The organism is Acidimicrobiales bacterium (genome assembly GCA_035547835.1).
Lineage (GTDB): Bacteria > Actinomycetota > Acidimicrobiia > Acidimicrobiales > Iamiaceae > DASZTW01.
The window spans coordinates 503,174-519,160 of record DASZTW010000005.1 but is presented as its reverse complement, the minus strand read 5'-3'; the positions used below and the strand labels follow the sequence as shown (position 1 = coordinate 519,160).

The following is a 15,987-nucleotide window of genomic DNA, read 5'->3' as shown; positions in this document are numbered from 1 at the left end:
CGTCCCTAGCCTGCGGGTGTGCTGCTGGGAAGCGTGTGCCCGATCTGTGGCCGCCGAGGCGCGGCGCCCTGCCGGTCGTGCCTCGCTCGCCTGGTGCCGTGTGGCGCGCTGACGCCTCCGTGTGGCGTCGCCCGGGCGGCGGCGCTGTTGCGCTACCAGGGTGCGGGGCGCGAGCTGGTGGCCCGGTTGAAGTATCACAACGCCAGGGGTGCGCTCGACTGGCTGGCACGGGGCATGGCGGGGTTGATCGACGCTGACCCACCCCCGGCGGTGATCTGCTGGGTTCCCACGACGACCGAACGCCGGCGAGCCCGCGGGTTCGATCAGGCCGAGCTGCTCGCCCGCGCGGTGGCACGACAGCGCGGTGCCAGCGCGATGCCGCTGCTGGTGCGGCGCCGGGGCCCGGCGCAGACCGGGCGAGACGCCCGGCACCGGGCCGAAGGCCCCGCGCTGGCGTGCCGCGCGTGGGAGTCGGTCCCCGCCGGGGCACGCGTGCTGGTCGTCGACGACGTGATCACCACCGGGGCGTCGATCTCGGCGGCGGCTCGGGTCCTGCGCTCGGCTGGCGCGGCCGAGGTGTCGGCGCTCGCGGCTGCGCACACCCCACCCCGTGCCGACTTGCCGTCGCCCGACCTACCATCGGCATGACCATCCGCACGACCCTGGGAGGGGCCGCATGGAGATCACCGTCAGCGGTCGACACATCGAGGTGTCGGACAAGCTCCGGTCGCTCACCGAGCAGAAGGTCAACCGGCTCGACCGCTTCCTCGACATGGAGCGTGCCGAGGTGCACTTCACCCGGCACCGGAACTCGAGGGTCGCCGAGCGTGAGATGTGCGAGATCACGCTGGAAGGCCACGGTCACCACGTCCGCACCAAAGTGAGCGCCACCGACCAGTTCGTGGCGGTCGACAAGGCGGTTGACAAGCTCGGCCAGCAGCTCGCCCGCCTCAAGTCGAAGCTGGTGGGCCGTAGCCGCGGTGTCCGGCCGGCCAGACCCGACGCCGGGGCAGCGGTCCCCGCGGCCGGAGCGGCGTCGGCCGAGCCTGCGACCGGCGGCGGCGAGGGGGCCGCGAGGCCGGCTGCGGGGGGCGCCGATGCGACCCGTGAGCCGAAGATCGTGAAGAGCAAGCGGTTCGCCATGATGCCGATGACGGCGGAGGAAGCCGTGGTGCGGATGGAGCTGCTGGGGCACGGGTTCTTCTTCTTCACCAACGCGGACACGTCGCGGGCCGCCGTGGTCTACGCACGCGATGACGGCGACATCGGCTTGATCGACGAAGCCGGCTAGGGGTACAGCCGTTCAGGAGGGGTGAGCGAACTACCGTGGAGGCGATGACTTCGGATGAACCCGACGCCACGGCCGAGGCGGACGAGGATCTGTCAGCGGTGCGGGTGCTCATCTGCGACGACCACGCCCTCTTCCGGCGAGGTCTGCGGATGGTGCTCGAGAGCGAGGACGGCATCGAAGTGGTGGGCGAGGCCGACGACGGCGTGGAGGCCGCTGCCCTGGCCGAGCAGTCCGCGCCCGATGTGGTGCTCATGGACGTGCGGATGCCGGGCATGTCGGGCATCGACGCCACCCGGCGGATCGCGGAGGTCGTGCCGACGGCGAAGATCATCATGTTGACGGTCTCCGACGAGGAGGAAGACCTCTACGAGGCCATCAAGGCCGGTGCCGCCGGCTACCTGCTCAAGGAGATCTCGATCGAGGAGGTGGGTCACGCCGTGCGGTCGGTGTCGTCGGGCCAGAGCCTGATCTCGCCCTCGATGGCCGGCAAGCTGCTCACCGAGTTCACCACCTTGGCCCGTCAGGCCGACACCCGGCCGTCGGTGCCGACGCCCACGCTCACCGATCGCGAGCTCGAGGTGCTCCGGCTCGTCGCCGAAGGGTTGAGCAACAAGGCCGTGGGTCAGAAGCTGTTCATCTCGGAGAACACGGTCAAGAACCACGTCCGCAACATCTTGGAGAAGCTGCACCTGCACTCTCGGATGGAAGCCGTCATGTACGCCGTGCGGGAGAAGCTGCTCGACATCGAGTAGTCGGTGGCGAACCAGAGGGGGCTCGTCCCGGGTGGTGGCCGGGGGTCGAGGCGCTCCGGGGATAGGTAGACTCGACCGTCTCATGGCATTCCTGGATCGACTCCTCCGCGCGGGTGAAGGCAAGAAGGTCAAGCGCCTTGCCGAGATCGTTCCCGAGATCAACGCGCTCGAAGACGACCTCGTCGGACTGACCGACGCAGAGCTGCGCGCCAAGACCGACGAGTTCCGCGAGCGGCTCGCCGATGGTGCAGACCTCGACGACCTGCTGGTCGAGGCGTTCGCGGTGGTTCGGGAGGCCTCGAAGCGGGTCACCGGCCTCCGGCACTTCGACGTGCAGATGATGGGCGGCGCCGCCCTCCACGCCGGCTGGGTGGCGGAGATGAAGACCGGTGAGGGCAAGACCCTTGTGTCGACCCTGCCGGTGTACCTCAACGCGCTGGCCGGCAAGGGTGTCCACGTCATCACCGTGAACGACTACCTGGCCACCCGCGACGCCGAGGCCATGGGCCGCATCCACCGGTTCCTCGGGCTCACCATCGGCTTGGTGATCCCGACGCCGGACTTCGACCCCGACCACAAGCGCGAGCAGTACGCGTGCGACATCACGTACGGCACGAACAACGAGTTCGGTTTCGACTACCTCCGCGACAACATGGCGCTGTCGCTGGAGGAGAAGGTCCAGCGCGGCCACGCGTACGCGATCGTCGACGAAGTCGACTCGATCCTCGTCGACGAAGCGCGCACCCCGTTGATCATCTCCGGTCGCGTCGCCGACGCCGCCAAGCTCTATTACAAGTTCGCCAGCATCGTGCGTGGCCTCAAGATCGACGTCGATTACGACGTCGACGAGGAGAAGCGCATGGTCGCCCCGTTCGACGACGGCATCGAGAAGGTCGAACAGGCCCTCGGCGTAGACAACTTGTACGACGAGGTGTCGCAGAACCTGGTGCACCACCTGCAAGCCGCGTTGAAGGCCAAGGAGCTGTACAAGCGCGACAAGGACTACATCATCCAGCACGGCGAGGTGAAGATCGTCGACGAGTTCACTGGTCGCGTGCTCGAGGGTCGGCGTTGGTCCGAAGGCCTGCACCAGGCCATCGAGGCCAAAGAGGGCGTGAAGATCAAAGAGGAGAACCAGACCCTCGCCACGATCACGCTGCAGAACTACTTCCGCCTGTACGAAAAGTTGGCGGGGATGACCGGTACGGGCACCACTGAGGCCGCCGAGTTCATGGGCACGTACGACATGAACGTCGTGCCGATCCCCACGAACAAGCCGCTGATCCGCAAAGACCAGTCCGACGTCATCTACCGCACCGAGGAAGCGAAGTTCGAGGCCGTGGTCGAGGACCTCGTAGCGCGCCACGAGAGCGGCCAGCCGGTGCTGGTCGGCACCATCTCGGTCGAGAAGTCCGAGCTGCTGTCGCGGATGCTCGACAAGCGCGGCGTGCCCCACGAGGTGCTCAACGCGAAGCAGCACACGCGCGAGGGCGAGATCATCGCCCAGGGCGGCCGGATCGGCACCGTCACGGTGGCCACCAACATGGCCGGCCGCGGGGTCGACATCCTGCTCGGCGGCAACCCCGAGGGCCTGGCGCACAAAGAGACCGTGGCCAAAGGCCTCGACCCCGAAGACGGCGATGAAGGCGAGCGCTTCTACCGTGAGCGCGTCGACCACTTCAAGGAGCTCTGCCAGGCCGAGGGCGAGGAGATCCGCGAGCTCGGTGGCCTGTACGTGCTCGGCACCGAGCGCCACGAGAGCCGCCGGATCGACAACCAGCTGCGTGGCCGGTCGGGCCGCCAGGGCGATCCCGGCGAGAGCCGCTTCTACCTCTCACTCGAAGACGAGCTCATGCGCCTGTTCGCCACGGGCGCCATGAACTGGGTGATGGGCAAGGCGATGCCCGACGACATCCCGATCGAGGCCCGGATGGTGTCGCGGGCCATCGAGCGCGCGCAGAACACGGTCGAGCAACGCAACGCCGAGACCCGCAAGAACGTGCTCGAGTACGACGAAGTCCTCAACGAGCAGCGCAACGTCATCTACAAGCGGCGCGACCAGATCCTCGAAGGCGAGGATCTGCGAGATGAAGCCGTCGCCGCGCTGGCGGACGCCGTCGACTCGCTGATCCGCACCCACTGCGTGGCCGACGTGCCCGAGGAGTGGGACCTCGAGAGCCTGACCAACGAGATCCAGACGTTCTGGCCGAGCGAGATCACCGAAGACGAGCTCCGGGCGTGTCACACCACCGACGAGTTGTACGAGATGTTGGTGAGCGAGGCCACCGGTCACTACGAAAGCCGCGAAGAGCAGTTTGGCGAAGAGGCCATGCGCGAGATCGAGCGGCAGGTCATGTTGCGCATCATCGATCAGCGCTGGCGCGAGCACCTGTACGAGATGGACTACCTGCAGGAGGGCATCCACCTGCGGAGCCTGGGCCAAAAGGACCCGCTCGTGGAGTGGAAGCGCGAGGGCTTCTCGGCCTTCACCGAGCTCATGCACACCGTGTCGCAGGACTTCGTCCGCTACATGATGCACGTCGAGGTCATCGTCGAGCAGGAGCCGGCACCACGCCAGCAGATGCAGTACTCGGCCCCCGAGGACCCCTCGGCGTCGGGCGGGAGCGCGGCCATGACCGCCGCGGCCCGCGCTGCGCTCGCCGACGGTGGCGGCGACGGGGCGGGTGGCGACGGCAGCACGGTCGACGTCGGCGACGAGCCGTCCCAAGAGCCGGTCGTGAAGTCGGAGTGGGACAAGACCGGCCGCAACGATCCGTGCCCTTGTGGGAGCGGCAAGAAGTTCAAGCACTGCCACGGCGCGTGAGCCGGGGCCGGCTCAGGCCGGCTTCGTCGCCTCGATCAGGAATCGCTTCGCGGTCGCGACGAACGCTCCCTCGTGCTCGATGCGGTCGTGCATCGCCCGCAACCGGTCGCGATGGCCCCTGACGTCGAAGTTCGGCACCGCCCACACGACCAGGCGGAGGTAGTACACCACCGCGCCGACGTCGAAGAAGGTGTCGGCGAGGGTCGCTCCTCGGTTGCCCGGCCGTCGAGCCACGAGAAGTCCCAGCCGTCGATCGGAGCGTGGGCCGCCTCGGACACGAAGTCCTCGAACGATGGCATTGCACGATGTTGCCAGCTGCGTGCGATCCTGTGAGTCCCATGCGCGACTTCACCGACGACCTGGCCCACTTGCGGCGCCGGCTGGACGAAGCGGCCACCTACCTCCGGGTCGACGAGCTGCGCCGGGAGCGTCCCGAGCTCGAGACCGAGGCCTCGCGCCCCGACTTGTGGGACGACCCCGACAAGGCCCGCAAGGTGACCGGCGACCTGGCTGCGGTGGTCGACGACCTCGGGCGCTACGACGGGCTCGCCGGGAAGCTCGATGACGCCGACACGTTGTTCGAGCTGGCCCGTGAGGAAGGCGACGAGTCGCCCGCAGTCGAGATCGAGGACACGGTCGCGGCGTTGGCCCGATCCTTCGACGAGCTGGAGCTGCGGTCGCTGTTCGCGGGGGAGCACGACGAGCTCGACGCGATCTGTGAAGTGCACTCCGGCGAAGGCGGCACCGACGCGCAGGACTGGGCGAACATGTTGCTCCGCATGTACTTGCGCTGGTGCGAGGCCAAAGGCTTCGACGTCGAGCTCGACGAGGTCACGGCCGGCACCGAGGCCGGCATCTCGTCGGCCACCTTCATCGTCAAAGGCCGCTACGCGTACGGCTACCTGCAGGCGGAGCGCGGCGTGCATCGGCTCGTGCGCATCAGCCCGTTCAACGCGCAGGGCAAGCGCCAGACCGCGTTCGCCGCGATGCAGGTCACGCCGATGATCGACGAGGCCGAATCGGACATCGAGATCGACCCCAAGGAGCTGCGCATCGACGTGTTCCGCTCGTCGGGTGCCGGTGGCCAGCACGTGAACGTGACCGACTCGGCGGTGCGGATCACCCACCTGCCGACCGGCATCGTCACGAGCTGCCAGAACGAGCGCAGTCAGCACCAGAACAAGGACCGGGCGATGCAGATCCTGAAGGCGAAGCTGGCCGAGCTCGAACGCCAAAAGCGCGCCGACGAGCTGGCGTCGATCGTCGGTGACCAGCAGCGCGTCGGGTTCGGCAGCCAGATCCGGTCGTATGTGCTGCAGCCGTACCAGATGGTGAAGGACCTGCGCACCGACCACGAGAGCGGGAACCCGCAGACCGTGCTCGACGGCGACCTCGACCCGTTCATCGAGGCATGGCTCCGGTGGCGTCGCGCACAGGACCCCGCTGGCGCATGAGCGCACACCTGGCACGGCGCCGATCATGGCAGCGGCGTTCGCGACGGCCCGTCCCATGACCCGGAGGGCACCAAGGGCAGTGGTAGCGTGGATCCCTGCCGCGACCGCCGAACGGTCGCACACGCCCCGTTCGTGAGCCGCGCACCCACATGATCACGCTCGAAAACGTCACCAAGACCTACAAGGGCAACGTCGTCGCGCTGCGCGGCGCCAGCTGCGAGATCCAAAAGGGCGAGTTTGTCTTCCTGGTCGGCCCGTCCGGCTCCGGCAAGTCCACCTTGTTGCGCCTGCTGACCAAGGAGGACTCGCCCAACGAGGGCCGGGTCTTCGTGGCCGGCAAGGACATCGACGAGCTGTCGAGCTGGAAAGTGCCGTTCCTGCGGCGCAACATCGGGTTCGTCTTCCAGGACTTCAAGCTCCTCAGCAACAAGACCGTGTACGAGAACGTCGCGTTCGCCCTCGAGGTGATCGGTCGCCCCAAGCACGTGATCCGCACGCAGGTGCCGGCCATCTTGGAACTGGTCGGTCTGGCCAAGAAGATGGGCAACTTGCCGCACGAGCTGTCCGGTGGTGAGCAGCAGCGGGCGTGCATCGCGCGGGCGTTCGTCAACCGGCCGCTGATCCTGCTGGCCGACGAGCCCACCGGCAACCTCGACCCGGCCACGTCCGTCGGCATCATGCGGCTGCTCGACCGGATCAACCTGACCGGCACCACCGTGGTCATGGCCACGCACGACCGTGCAATCGTCGACTCGATGCGTCGCCGGGTGATCGAGCTCGACCGCGGGTCGATCATCCGCGACCAGGCACGCGGTGTCTACGAGTAGCCCCCGCCCCCTTCTCCGAGTAGCGCAATGGCCCTGAAAGTCGACTACGTCGCACGCGAGACGCTCACCAACCTGAAGCGCAACCTCACGCTGACGGTGGCGTCCATCCTCACGGTCGCCGTCTCGCTGGCGCTCGTGGGCTCGGCGTTCGTGGTGCAAAAGGCGGTCGCGCACTCGACCAAGCGTTGGAAGGGCGACGTCCAGTTCATCGTCTTCATGAAGGCCGACGCGTCGCAGGCCCAGATCGACGCAGTGGGCCGCCAGCTCAACGCGAACCCCAAAGTCGCCAAAGTCACGTACTTCGACAAGAAGCAGGCCTACGCCGAGTACAAGGACCTGTTCCGCAACGACCCCGTGTTCATCGACGTGATCACCGAAAAGGACGTGCCCACGTCGTACCGGGTGAAGCCCAAGGGCCTCCAAGCCGACGCCATCCAGGCGATGGGCAACTCCTATGCCAACGCACCCGGCGTGTACAAGGTCACGTTCGCGCTCGACGCGGTGAAGACCGTCGAGCGGGTCTCGGGCGTGCTGTCGAGCGTCATCCTCGGCACCGCGGTGTTCTTGTTGCTCGCCGCGTCGATGTTGATCTTGAACACGATCCGCATGGCCATGTTCGCCCGTCGGCGCGAGATCGAGGTCATGAAGCTGGTCGGCGCCACGAACTGGTTCATCCGGGTGCCGTTCATGGTCGAGGGTCTGATCCAGGGGCTACTGGGCGCGGTCCCGGCCATCATCTCGGTGATCACGTTGCACTTGTTGCTCGACAACGCGTCGCGCGACAGCTCATCGAACAACATCTTCACCGGGCTCGTCGTCACCGGTGGTCAGACCACGGGGATCTGCTTCCTGTTGGCAGTGATCGGTGCCGCCGTGGGCGCGGTCGGGTCGTTGGTCGCCGTCACGCGCTTCCTCGACGTCTGACGTAGCACCCAGACGGGACTGACCTGCCGATGCGCCCCGTTAGGGTGCGGCGATGGACTTCACCGACATCGCCTACTCGGTGGCTGACGGCGTCGCCACCATCGAGCTGAACCGCCCCGACAAGCTCAACGCGGGGACGCCCGCCATGGTGGTCGAGCTCGTCAAGGCGTTCGACCTCACCGACGCCGACGACGAGGTGCGGGCGGTGATCGTCACCGGGCGGGGCCGCGCCTTTTGCGCCGGGGCCGACTTGTCGAGCGGAGGTGCGACGTTCGACTACGAGTCGCGCGACGACGCCGATGCCTCGTCGTGGGGTGGCCGCGACCTCCTGCCCGATGACGCCGATGAAGAATCGCGTCGCATGGCCCGCCACCGCGACGGCGCGGGCCTCGTCACGCTGCGGATCTTCAACAGCTTGAAGCCGGTGATCGGCGCGATCAACGGGCCGGCGGTCGGCATGGGCGCCACCATGCCGCTGTCGATGGACATCCGCATGGCTTCGGAGACGGCGAGGTTCGGCTTCGTGTTCGCCCAGCGGGGGATCGTGCCCGAAGGCGCCTCGACGTGGTTCTTGCCGCGCGTGGTGGGCATCAGCCAGGCGGCGGAGTGGCTGTACTCCGGCCGCGTGTTCGATGCAGCGGAAGCGCTGGCGGGGGGCCTCGTGCGTAGCGTCCACGCGCCGGAGGATCTGTTGCCGTCGGCGCGGGAGCTGGCTGCACAGTTCGTCGCCGCGGCCCCGGTGTCGGTGGCGCTCACCCGGCGCATGTTGTGGCGCATGCAAGGTGCGTCGCACCCGATGGAGGCTCACCGTGTCGACTCCCGAGGGGTGCTCGCCACGGGTCGGCTGGCTGATGCCACAGAAGGTGTCATGTCCTTCCTCGAGAAGCGACCACCGGAATTCCGGATGAAGGTGTCCGAGGACCTGCCCGACGTGTTCCCCGACTGGCAGGAGCCGCGCTTCCACTGAGTGCGGATGGTCCGACCTGCGCAGGATTGGCGTCGGCGAAGGTGGTCGCCCAAGATCGGCGGTGATGTTCGACGATCTGATCGATGCCAACGAGAAGTACGCCGCCACCTTCACCGAGCACGACTTGACCGGAAAGGCGGCGCGCCACCTGGCGGTGGTGACGTGCATCGACAGCCGAATCGACCCGCTCGGGATCTTCGGGCTGGTGCCCGGCGACGCCAAGATCATCCGATCCGCGGGCGCCCGCGTGACCGACGACGTGCTTCGGAACCTCGTGCTCAGCGTCAACTTGCTCGACGTCGATCGTGTGGTGCTCATGCCACACACCGACTGCGCGATGGGTCGCACCAACGCGGCGATCGTCCAGGCGGTCAGCGAGGCGTCCGGCCGCGACGCGTCGGCGTGGGACTTCCGGCCGATCGAGGATCCCGACGAGACGCTGCGCGCCGACCTCGCGCGGATCCGCTCGTGTGACCTGATCAGCGACCGCACCGAGCTGGTCGGATGGCGTTATGACGTCCATACCGGCCTGGTCGCCCAAGTCGTCGACCACGTCGACGGCTGATGCAGGGCTCCTGAACTCGGCGATGAGTTCAGGAAGTGTGGCCTCGCCTGGCACAATAGGGGGTCCGTTTCCGAGCGGAGACGGAGTTGGAGGACTCCCTTGGCGTTCAACGTCGGTGACCGAGTCGTGTACCCACATCACGGCGCCGCGATCATCAAGAAGAAAGAGAAGCGCGACGCCTTCGGCGAGGTCCGTGAATACCTCGTGCTCGAGATGGTGCACGGCGAGCTCACGCTGTCGGTGCCAACCGACAAGGCCGAAGAGGTCGGTATGCGCCCGCCGATCAGCCGCTCCGACGTCGAGGACCTCTTCCGCCTGATCGGCAAGCGCGACGTGCGCGAGCCGTCGAACTGGAGCAGACGCTTCAAGAACCACCAGGAGAAGATGAAGTCCGGCGACGTCTACCAGGTCGCCGAAGTGGTCCGGAACCTCGCCCTCCGTGAGAAGGGGAAGGGGCTCTCGACCGCGGAAAAGTCGATGCTGGAGCGCGCTCGCAGCATCTTGGTCTCAGAGCTCAGCTTTGCACTCGACGTGTCCGAGGACGACGCCTTGGAGCAGCTGAACGCCGGGCTCGACTGACGGCAGGGCGGGCGTATGGTCGGACGACAGCGGCGGCGGCGAGAGCTCGACGACCTCCCCACGGGCCCGTCCGACGACGACCTCCTGCAGTGGGGTCGTGAGCTCGCCGGCTCGGGGTCCTTCTGGGGCCGCGGCAACGACGACTTGTCCATCGCGCCTGGCGAGGTCGGACCGGAACCCAAGGTCGAGTCGTTCGCGCCGGTCGACCCGCTCGCGGCACCCGAGCCGGTCGCCGTCGAACCCGAGGCGGAGCCGGAGCCGGTCGCCGTCGAACCCGAGGCGGAGCCGGAGCGGCAGCCGGAGCCGGAGCCGTTCGATCCGGTGGCATGGTTGGCCGAGGAAGTACTGCCTCTCGCGCCGCCGCGCGCGCCGGCACTGCGATGGGCCGAGCGCGTCGAGCCATGGGAGCACGAGCCGCTGGCGCTGGCCCCCGAGCCTGCGCCGCACCTCGTTGCCGAACCATCACCCGCGTCCGGCCACGAGCACGACCCCGACCATGTGGCGCGGCGCCGCGAGCCGATCCGGGCCGGATCCGGTACGCCGGCGCGGCCGGCGGGCGCTCGGTCCGCGCCGCTCGTGGCGAGGGGTCGGAGGGTGCGGCCGGTCATCCGTACGTCGTCTGCGGCCCGCCCGTCCGACGCGACCGGTGGGCGTCGCAACGCCACGATGAACGGCGGGGTCAACGGCATCGATCGCCCGATCCGAACCGAGCCGTTGCGCCCAACCGTCGACGGCGTGCTCCAGCCGCGCCTGTCCGAGCTCGACGACGCCTGATCGGTGGTCCGCGGGGCCCGAGCGGCCCCGGCTCAGCTCTCCGCGGCGGCGAGTCTCAGCTCACGTTGGTGCAGCTTCGTGGCCCTCGACAGCGCCTCGGCGTGGCGCAGCGTGGTCTCGATGCTCTCCTCGAGTGCCGCCCGGTGCGCCCGGACGACTTCTTCCATCTGCTCTCGCCGCGAGCGGGCATCTTGCTCGGCCGGAGTGTCTGCGCTGAGCGCTTCGGTCGCAAGGGACACGCCCGCCACACCCTCGAGCGGCGTGGCCTCGGTGGCGGTGGCCGGCGACGCCGCCGGCGACTCGCCGCCGAGCCGGTCGGCGAGGGCTGCCTTGGCCGACGACAACTTGTCGCTGGCGTGGGAAGTCGCCGCAGAGAACGCGGCCGTGGCCCGCTGCCAGTGAGCCCGGAACATGCCGATGTCGAGCTGGCCGTCGCGCACCCTTGCGGCGTCACGCGCCCAGCGCGGCGGGGTCTTCAAGTCGGAGACCACGCCGACGAGGCTGAGCGCCTTCAGCACGTAGTAGCTGATGTCGTACTCCCACCAGAAGAAGCCTTGGCGAGCCGACGCGGCGTAGTAGTGGTGGTTGTTGTGCCAGCCCTCGCCCATGGTCCACAGGGCGAGGATCGCCGAGTTGCGGCTCGTGTCCGTGGTCGCGTACCGGCGCCGACCGAACACGTGGTTCAGGGAGTTCACGGTGAACGTGCCGTGCCACAGCAGCACGGTGGAGAGGAAGAAGCCGATGAGCAGCCCGGACCATCCGGCGATCAGCGTGCACAGCACTGCGAGGCCGATCGGGAACCAGCCGTTGTGCTTCTCGACCCAGCGGATCTCCGGGTATTGGTGGAAGTCCTTGATCTTGGCTTCGTAGTCGACGGTGTTGTACTTGTCGCACAGGATCCACCCCATGTGACTCCACCAGAAGCCCTTCTGGGGTGAGTGGATGTCGCGCTCGGTGTCGCTGAAGCGGTGGTGGTCGCGGTGGTGGCCGGCCCACCACAGCGGCCCCTTCTGCGCGGCCGTTGCGCCACCGGCGGCGAGGATGAACTGGAAGACCCGGTTGGTCTTGTAGCTCCGGTGGGCGAAGTAGCGGTGGTAGCCGGCGGTGATGAAGAACATGCGCCCGAAGTAGAGCGCGACGCACAAGATCACGGCCTTGGTGGTGACCCCGGTGAAGATCGCCAGCAGCGGCACGAAGTGGCAGGCGATCATCGGAATCGAGGTCGCGAAGTTCACTCGCTCGTCGGCCGGGCGGGCGATTGCCTTTTGCACGGAGAGTGCTCCGATCAACAGGAGGATTCGGTGCAGCCTGGCCGCACGGATCCGAGGGATGAGCAATGGTAGTTGCGACGGCCGCTGCGGCGGGTCGCGGCTTCGGCGTCCGGGCCGGCGGTCCCGCCGGCAGGTCGTTTGGACCAGTCTCGCCGGACATCGGTTACCCGCGGTAGGCAGCCGGCGCGGTCAGGTGTCACCGCCCGCTCGGGGCGGTCAGGTGCCACAGGTCGTCTTGGCGCGCGATGGCTGCCGAGCCGCAAAACTGTGGCGATGGCTGAAGCCGACGATCCCCTGTGGCAGGCCGCGGCCGCACGAGGCATCACCCGCGCCGAGTTCGACGCCGCGTACCACCGGCACGGCGTCGGCGGCGTGGTGGCGCTGGTCGGTGAGCGGATCGCGCTGCCGGGTCCCCGTCGCTGGACGCCCGAAGAGGTGTGGGACCTCGCCGGGGTGGAGCCGGAGCTGGCACTGCGGCTGTGGCAGGCCATGGGATTCGCATCGGTTCCCGAGGGCACCCGCTTCTTCACCGATGCCGACGTGGAGGCCGTGTCCATCGCGGCGACCTTGGTGCGCAACGGGCTGGTGAAGCCCGAAGTGGCCGTCCAGCAGACGCGGGTGATGAGCCGCGCCATGCGAGGCATCGCCGCGGCCCACGAGGACCTTGTGATCAGCGGCCTCGACGCGATGTTCGACGGCGCCGACGAGCCCATGGTGGCGGCCGACATGATCGCCGCGATGGGCGCGCAGGCACTCGCCATCGACCGGCTCCTCGTGTACCTGTACCACCGCCACCTCGCCGTCGAGGCGGAGCGCCAGAGCCTGTCGCTCGAGACGGGCGAGGTCGGCTCCGATGTGGTGGTCGGCTTCTCCGACCTCGTTGGGTTCACCGCGCTCAGCCAGGAGTTGAGCGAGCACGAGCTCGCCGTCCTGATCGAGGACTTCGGCGCCGCCGCCACCAACGCCATCGGCGAGGCGGGAGGCCAAGTGGTGAAGATGATCGGCGACGAGGTGATGTTCTCGACGACGGACCACCGGGCCGCGGTCGCGGCAGCGGTGGAGCTCAGCGACGTGATCCGCAAGCTGCACGACGATCTCATGGTCCGCAGTGGGTTGGCGCTCGGCCCGGTGCTGCGCCACGAGGGCGATTTGTTCGGGCCCACCGTCAACCTCGCGAGTCGCCTCACGGCCTTGGCGCGGCCCGGCAGCGTCCTCGTGAACGAAGCGCTGGCCGAGGAGCTGGCCGAGGACGACACGTTGCAGCAGCGGGCGTTGCGCCCCCGCAACCTGAAGGGGATCGGCCGGGTCCGGGCGTTCGCGGTCCTGCCCGCCTGAAGGAGCCGCGCTCAGGCGACAGCGGATTCCGGTGTGTCGGCGGCCTTCGCCGCCGGGCCGGGGTTCGAGAAGACCATCGCGTCGTCGTGGATGCCCTTGACCTTCAGCGCCCGGTAGTCCTTCAGATAGCTCTGGTGGACCTGCCACGGGAACTTGGAGCCTTGCTTCGGGAACCGGTCGGCGGAGCGGGTCACGTAACCCGACGTGAGGCCCAGCAGCGGCTGGCGCTCGATGCTCGGGTCGGAGTTCACCGGCGTGCACTGGCGCTGCCCGGTCTCGTGGAGGTGGTTCAGCAGCCGGGTCACGTAGTTGCACGTGAGGTCGCACTTCAAAGTCCACGAGGCGTTCGTGTAGCCGACGGCCATGGCCATGTTGGGCACGCCCTCGAGCATCATCCCGCGGTAGGCCAGGCGATTCGCGATGTCGACTTCCTTGCCGTCGACGGTGAGCTCGATGCCGCCGATGAAGAGGAGGTCGAGCCCGGTGGCGGTGACGATGATGTCGGCCTCGAGCTCCTGGCCGGACTCGAGCCGGATGCCCTTTTCGGTGAACGTGGCGATGTGATCGGTGACCACCGATGCCCGCCCGTCCTTGATGGCCTTGAACAGGTCGCCGTTCGGCACCACACACATCCGCTGGTCCCACGGGTTGTAGCGGGGCGTGAAGTGGGTGTCGACGTCGAAGCCGCGGGGGAGCTGACGCTCCACCCCCTTGCGCAGCAGCTTCTTCACCAGCTCGGGCCGGCGCTGGCTGAGCTGGAACAGCCCTTGGGTGCCGAGCGCGTGCATCCACTTGATGGTGGGCCCAGAGATGCGGGAGGGGAGGACGCGCCGCAGCAAGTTGGCAAGCGGGTCCTTGTCGGGTGCCGCGACGATGTACGTGGGGGAGCGCTGAAGCATCGTGACGTGCGCCGCTGCGTCGGCCATCGATGGGATCAGCGTGACGGCGGTGGCGCCGCTCCCGATGACCACCACGCGCTTGCCGGCGTAATCGAGGTCCTCGGGCCAATGCTGGGGGTGGACGATCGTGCCCTCGAAGCGGTCCTTCCCCTCGAAGTCGGGGAGGTAGCCCTGGTCGTAGCGGTAGTAGCCCGAGCACGAGAACACGAAGCCGGCGGTCAGCTCGATGGTCTCGCCGGTGTCGGTGCGGGTGGCGGTGACGCGCCAGACGGCGTCGTCGGACGACCAGTCGGCTTTCGTGATGCGGTGGTGGAACCGGATCTTTTCGTCGATGCCTTCGTCGGCCGCGGTCTTGTTGATGTAGCGGAGGATCGACGCGCCGTCGGCGATGGCCTTGTCGTCCTGCCAGGGCGCGAAGGAGTAGCCGAGGGTGAACATGTCGGAGTCGGAGCGGACGCCCGGGTAGCGGAAAAGGTCCCACGTGCCACCGATGGCATCGCGCGACTCGAAGATCGCGTACGAGGCCCACGGGCACTGGGTCTGGATGTAGTGGCCGGCGCCGATGCCCGAAAGCCCTGCGCCGACGATGAGTACGTCGAGGTGTTCCACGGATCCCCCGGTCAGGCAGCTTTGCCGGCGAGCTTGTCGTTCAAGGAGCCTGCGGTGCCGAACAGCTCCTCGCGCCACTGCTCGATCAGCTCGGCGTTGTCGTAGTCGTCGGGGTGGAAGTCGGGGCGGTTGTAGTCGCGCAGCCGCGTGCGGACCTCCTTGCTGAACACGGGCGACTTCCGGAAGCGACGCCAGCTCGCCAGGACCTTGCGCGGCTTGTAGAAGTCGCGGTCGAGGGCCAGCGACGCGAGCATCTGGAAGGCCATGCCGATCGGGAAGCCGACGAGGAGGCCCCGCATCACCCAGACCCGGGTGCGCTCGGTGCCGCCGACCGCCTTGTACACGTCGAACGCGACGGCCTTGTGCTCGCTCTCCTCGAGCGCGTGCCACACGAACAGGTTGCGGACCTCGGCGTGACCGAAGTGGTCGCGCACCTCTTGGTTCGTGAGCACGACCTCAGCGAGCGTCGCAGTGAAGTGTTCGAGCGCAGCGGTGACCGCCAAGTTGGATTTCCGGCTGGTCATGCGCTCGCGCATCGCCAGGCCCCAGCGGGTCAGCCGTTCGACCACCTTCACGGGGTAGCCGAGCTCGTCCATGCGGTCGTTGAACGCCCGGTGCTCCCGCCCGTGCATCGCTTCTTGGCCGATGAAGCCGTTGACTTGGCGCTTGAGCTCAGGGTCGGTGATCTGATCACGGAAGTTCCGCACCGATCGCACGAAGTAGTCCTCGCCGTCGGGGAACACGGCCGACAAGGCCACCCCGAAGTGGCTGAGGAGGAGGTCACCATCGACCGCGTAGTGCTTGGGCACGTCGCGCAGGCCCTCTTCGAAGGAGATGCGCCGGGTCGGGACCTTGCGGGGAGTTTGCGTGGTGTCCGTCATTGGTTACCGATGGTAATACGAATTGAGGGATTCCA

16 protein-coding genes are annotated in these 15,987 nt (G+C 67.9%); 12 read left to right on the top strand and 4 right to left on the bottom strand.

Going from position 1 to position 15,987, the window contains the following annotated elements; all coding sequences use genetic code 11:
• Nucleotides 1-18: 18 nt before the first annotated feature.
• The 4 genes from VHA73_04745 (at nt 19) to secA (ending at nt 4,867) form a co-directional block, all read left to right on the top strand.
• Entirely contained in the window at nt 19-648 is a 630-nt protein-coding gene (locus VHA73_04745) for a phosphoribosyltransferase family protein (GenBank protein ID HVX17319.1), read from the top strand.
• A gap of 28 nt (nt 649-676) precedes the next feature.
• Nucleotides 677-1,291, top strand: a complete 615-nt coding sequence (gene raiA / locus VHA73_04740; protein ID HVX17318.1) for a ribosome-associated translation inhibitor RaiA — start codon at nt 677-679, stop codon at nt 1,289-1,291.
• Between the two features lie 44 nt (nt 1,292-1,335).
• Complete coding sequence (locus tag VHA73_04735) at nt 1,336-2,043, top strand: response regulator transcription factor (GenBank protein ID HVX17317.1); 708 nt, start codon at nt 1,336-1,338, stop codon at nt 2,041-2,043.
• An 82-nt stretch (nt 2,044-2,125) separates the two neighbouring features.
• Complete coding sequence (gene secA / locus VHA73_04730) at nt 2,126-4,867, top strand: preprotein translocase subunit SecA (GenBank protein HVX17316.1); 2,742 nt, start codon at nt 2,126-2,128, stop codon at nt 4,865-4,867.
• A 12-nt stretch (nt 4,868-4,879) separates the two neighbouring features.
• Here secA and VHA73_04725 read toward each other — a convergent pair whose 3' ends face one another.
• A complete protein-coding gene (locus VHA73_04725; GenBank protein HVX17315.1) occupies nt 4,880-5,101 on the bottom strand; it encodes a hypothetical protein in 222 nt (73 codons plus the stop codon).
• Nucleotides 5,102-5,205: 104 nt separating this feature from the next.
• Between VHA73_04725 and prfB the strand changes: the two genes are divergently transcribed.
• The 7 genes from prfB (at nt 5,206) to VHA73_04690 (ending at nt 10,957) form a co-directional block, all read left to right on the top strand.
• Nucleotides 5,206-6,321 (top strand): peptide chain release factor 2, encoded by a 1,116-nt coding sequence (gene prfB / locus VHA73_04720; protein ID HVX17314.1) that lies wholly within the window; start codon nt 5,206-5,208, stop codon nt 6,319-6,321.
• A gap of 149 nt (nt 6,322-6,470) precedes the next feature.
• Nucleotides 6,471-7,148, top strand: coding sequence for a cell division ATP-binding protein FtsE (gene ftsE / locus VHA73_04715; protein HVX17313.1), 678 nt, complete (start codon nt 6,471-6,473; stop codon nt 7,146-7,148).
• Nucleotides 7,149-7,175: 27 nt separating this feature from the next.
• Nucleotides 7,176-8,072 (top strand): permease-like cell division protein FtsX, encoded by an 897-nt coding sequence (locus VHA73_04710; protein HVX17312.1) that lies wholly within the window; start codon nt 7,176-7,178, stop codon nt 8,070-8,072.
• A gap of 52 nt (nt 8,073-8,124) precedes the next feature.
• Complete coding sequence (locus VHA73_04705; GenBank protein HVX17311.1) at nt 8,125-9,039, top strand: crotonase/enoyl-CoA hydratase family protein; 915 nt, start codon at nt 8,125-8,127, stop codon at nt 9,037-9,039.
• A gap of 64 nt (nt 9,040-9,103) precedes the next feature.
• Nucleotides 9,104-9,604 (top strand): carbonic anhydrase, encoded by a 501-nt coding sequence (locus tag VHA73_04700; protein HVX17310.1) that lies wholly within the window; start codon nt 9,104-9,106, stop codon nt 9,602-9,604.
• A 99-nt stretch (nt 9,605-9,703) separates the two neighbouring features.
• Complete coding sequence (locus VHA73_04695; GenBank protein HVX17309.1) at nt 9,704-10,183, top strand: CarD family transcriptional regulator; 480 nt, start codon at nt 9,704-9,706, stop codon at nt 10,181-10,183.
• Between the two features lie 15 nt (nt 10,184-10,198).
• Nucleotides 10,199-10,957 carry a hypothetical protein gene (locus VHA73_04690; protein HVX17308.1) on the top strand — a complete coding sequence of 253 codons (759 nt, stop codon included), beginning with the start codon at nt 10,199-10,201 and terminating at the stop codon, nt 10,955-10,957.
• Between the two features lie 32 nt (nt 10,958-10,989).
• On the opposite strand, the gene VHA73_04685 is transcribed toward VHA73_04690, so the two are convergent.
• A complete protein-coding gene (locus tag VHA73_04685) occupies nt 10,990-12,228 on the bottom strand; it encodes an acyl-CoA desaturase (GenBank protein ID HVX17307.1) in 1,239 nt (412 codons plus the stop codon).
• A gap of 273 nt (nt 12,229-12,501) precedes the next feature.
• On the opposite strand from VHA73_04685, the gene VHA73_04680 reads away from it, so the two are divergent.
• The gene (locus VHA73_04680) at nt 12,502-13,563 is read left to right on the top strand and encodes an adenylate/guanylate cyclase domain-containing protein (GenBank protein HVX17306.1); all 1,062 of its coding nucleotides are present in this window, start codon (nt 12,502-12,504) and stop codon (nt 13,561-13,563) included.
• A gap of 11 nt (nt 13,564-13,574) precedes the next feature.
• Here the strand turns inward: VHA73_04680 and VHA73_04675 are convergent, their stop codons facing one another.
• A complete protein-coding gene (locus VHA73_04675; protein ID HVX17305.1) occupies nt 13,575-15,071 on the bottom strand; it encodes an NAD(P)/FAD-dependent oxidoreductase in 1,497 nt (498 codons plus the stop codon).
• 11 nt (nt 15,072-15,082) lie between these two features.
• Nucleotides 15,083-15,952 (bottom strand): metal-dependent hydrolase, encoded by an 870-nt coding sequence (locus VHA73_04670; protein ID HVX17304.1) that lies wholly within the window; start codon nt 15,950-15,952, stop codon nt 15,083-15,085.
• Nucleotides 15,953-15,987 lie beyond the last annotated feature (35 nt).

Bases quoted from the DNA above. Each gene is read 5' to 3' on its own strand.
- VHA73_04670 (HVX17304.1), bottom strand. From the start codon at position 15,952: ATGACGGACACCACGCAAACTCCCCGCAAGGTCCCGACCCGGCGCATC.
- VHA73_04680 (HVX17306.1), top strand. From the start codon at position 12,502: ATGGCTGAAGCCGACGATCCCCTGTGGCAGGCCGCGGCCGCACGAGGC.
- VHA73_04710 (HVX17312.1), top strand. From the start codon at position 7,176: ATGGCCCTGAAAGTCGACTACGTCGCACGCGAGACGCTCACCAACCTG.
- prfB (HVX17314.1), top strand. From the start codon at position 5,206: ATGCGCGACTTCACCGACGACCTGGCCCACTTGCGGCGCCGGCTGGAC.
- VHA73_04705 (HVX17311.1), top strand. From the start codon at position 8,125: ATGGACTTCACCGACATCGCCTACTCGGTGGCTGACGGCGTCGCCACC.
- VHA73_04700 (HVX17310.1), top strand. From the start codon at position 9,104: ATGTTCGACGATCTGATCGATGCCAACGAGAAGTACGCCGCCACCTTC.
- VHA73_04690 (HVX17308.1), top strand. From the start codon at position 10,199: ATGGTCGGACGACAGCGGCGGCGGCGAGAGCTCGACGACCTCCCCACG.
- ftsE (HVX17313.1), top strand. From the start codon at position 6,471: ATGATCACGCTCGAAAACGTCACCAAGACCTACAAGGGCAACGTCGTC.
- secA (HVX17316.1), top strand. From the start codon at position 2,126: ATGGCATTCCTGGATCGACTCCTCCGCGCGGGTGAAGGCAAGAAGGTC.
- VHA73_04735 (HVX17317.1), top strand. From the start codon at position 1,336: ATGACTTCGGATGAACCCGACGCCACGGCCGAGGCGGACGAGGATCTG.
- raiA (HVX17318.1), top strand. From the start codon at position 677: ATGGAGATCACCGTCAGCGGTCGACACATCGAGGTGTCGGACAAGCTC.